1 protein-coding gene is annotated in these 1,455 nt (G+C 45.6%); it reads left to right on the top strand.

Going from position 1 to position 1,455, the window contains the following annotated elements:
* The first annotated feature begins 90 nt into the window (after positions 1–90).
* Positions 91–1,122 carry an IS110 family transposase gene (locus J7K40_08320; protein ID MCD6162402.1) on the top strand — a complete coding sequence of 344 codons (1,032 nt, stop codon included), beginning with the start codon at positions 91–93 and terminating at the stop codon, positions 1,120–1,122.
* The last annotated feature ends 333 nt before the right edge of the window (positions 1,123–1,455 follow it).

Consider the following 1,455-nt stretch of genomic DNA (forward strand, 5'->3'; position numbering starts at 1 on the left):
GTTGACGCAGAAAGCGCCTCCCTCTTGACATTCGAAAGAAGTCAAGTAAAGATTTGTTTTTACCATAAAACAATCAGGGAGGCACAAAAAATGTGTCAACAAGATTATAACTACATTGGGCTTGATGTCCACAAGAAAACGGTAGCATTTTGTGTGAAACGAGCAGACGGGAAAATAATTAGTGAAGGTGTAATCCAGGCTCAAAAGGCAGCGTTGCAGGAATGGGCATCGCAACAGGTTGAGTCATGGGATGGTTGCATGGAGGCAACGATGTTCAGCGGATGGATCTACGACACTCTGAAGCCATACGCGAATGAATTGAAGGTTGGTCATCCGTTCAGAATTGAGGCGATATCGTCGGCGAAGAAAAAAAGCGACAGGATAGATGCATCGATGCTGGCTGATCTGTTGAGAGCGAATTTATTTCCGGAAATTTATATGGCTCCACCGCATCTTAGAGATTTAAGGAGTCTTCTGAGATATCGGAATTTAATAGTTCGCGAAAGCACGCGAATGAAAAATCGCCTGAGTTGCCTGTTGATGGAGTGCGGTGTTGAGTATGACAGCAAACGTCTTCATGGCAAGGGGTATTTCGAAGAACTCCTGAAGGAACTTGAGGAGGTGCCGGAATCTGTTATGTTGATGTTGAGGATGAGCCGGACGAGTATAGAATCATTCAAGTCTGCCCAGGCAATGATTTTAAAGATTCTGATGAAAGACAATGCGCTAAAAAAACGTGTTGAATATCTGATGACGATTCAAGGTGTTGGTGGGACAATGGCGCTGACATGGGCATGTGAGATCGGGGAGATATCGCGGTTCACATCAAGAAAGAAACTAATCAGCTATTGCGGATTATGCGGACGACTGGACGAATCCGCCGGCAAGCGTAAACGAACCCCCTTGTCGAAGCAGTGCAACCATCATCTCCAGACGATGTTGATTGAGGTTTCGAAACTTGCGCCGAGGTACAATATCGAATTGGCGATGGTTTATGATGGGGAAATTGGAAAGGGAAAGAATAGAAACGAAGCGACAATAGCGGTCGCGCGTAAACTTGTGGGATATATGTTTGCGGTCGACAGAGAACAAAGACCGTTTGTTGTAACAAAAAGCAGTTAACATGCGAAAACCCCGCTGAGCCTCTCTGGTTGGGACTTGGCAAATGGTCGAATGGCCATGAGGCTTACTTGGGACTGTATTGAGGTCAGCGGGTGGACACAAACTTAAACTTATGCGAGGGCTCAAGCCAGTACAATGAAAGAGACCTGTAAAAAGAATCAGGCTGTATGATGGCTTCTGCCGTAGGCAACTAATGGATGTCTGGTCGTTAGGGACCGAAAGTCGAAAATTGCTCGCATGTTGCAGCTAATAAAGAAAAAGGGAGGCAGACTACAATCTGCCAAGGGAGATCTTGTGACCCTATTGACAAATACTTATCATGGATGTCCCAAC

The sequence above is a fragment of the Candidatus Zixiibacteriota bacterium genome (assembly GCA_021159005.1).
GTDB lineage: Bacteria > Zixibacteria > MSB-5A5 > UBA10806 > 4484-95 > JAGGSN01.

Bases quoted from the DNA above. Each gene is read 5' to 3' on its own strand.
- J7K40_08320 (MCD6162402.1), top strand. From the start codon at position 91: ATGTGTCAACAAGATTATAACTACATTGGGCTTGATGTCCACAAGAAA.